Here is an 810-nt window from a genome sequence, read left to right as displayed (position 1 = left end):
GAAACCACCTTTGGTGCGCCTGATATGAGGTTAGTCAAAGGAGAGGGTAATGGAGACCGAATTGAGGAGTTTCAAGAGGATCATCGGATGGCATGGGCGGAACTGATCAAAAGCGGTGAACTGGAGCTGAATGAGGATACTGTTTTGATTACAGAGTTGTTTGTGCTTGTTAAAGATTAAAAAAGCCTGCGGGGTTCTTGCCCCGCAGGCTTTTCATTAACCAGAAATGGTTGCGTTTTGTTCTGTTTTCGATTGGGACATAACAGTTTCTGCTTTCGCAGGATTAAACATGCCTTCCCATTTAGACATCACAACGGCAGCAAGCGCGTTACCAGTCAGGTTGACAACTGTACGTGCCATATCCATGATGCGGTCTACGCCGGCAATAAAGGCAAGTCCTTCAGCCGGAACGCCGATGGTGCCAAGCGTTGCAAGCAAGACAACAAAAGAAGTACCAGGCACGGCAGCCATCCCTTTGGATGTCACCATTAAGACGAGCACAAGCGTAATTTGGTGCCAAATCGTCAAATCAATGCCATATACCTGTGCTAAAAAGAGTGCGGCAATAGATTGATAGAGAACGGAACCGTCTAAGTTAAACGTGTAACCGATCGGAATGACAAATGAAACAATGCCTTTCGGACATCCGATTTTCTCCATTTTTTCCATGATGCGCGGAAGAACCGTTTCAGAGCTGGACGTACTGAACGCCAGTAAGATTTCGTCCTTCATGTAAGCAAGGAACTTGAAGATGCTGATGCCGGCAATTTTTGCGACAATCCCGAAAATAACAATTAAGAAGAAAGCAAG

At 45.8% G+C, this 810-nt stretch carries 2 pseudogenes; one reads left to right on the top strand and one right to left on the bottom strand.

From position 1 onward, the window contains the following. Nucleotides 1-180, top strand: a pseudogene (locus tag ACWHAR_RS25665) (hypothetical protein); the annotation flags it as partial. Between the two features lie 36 nt (nucleotides 181-216). On the opposite strand, the pseudogene gltT reads toward ACWHAR_RS25665, so the two are convergent. Next, a pseudogene (gltT, locus tag ACWHAR_RS25660) lies at nucleotides 217-810 on the bottom strand (glutamate/proton symporter GltT); the annotation flags it as partial.

Source organism: Bacillus sp. LR--39 (genome assembly GCF_053613335.1).
Note: the sequence above shows the minus strand (reverse complement) of the source record. Positions and strands in the feature narration are given on the sequence as shown.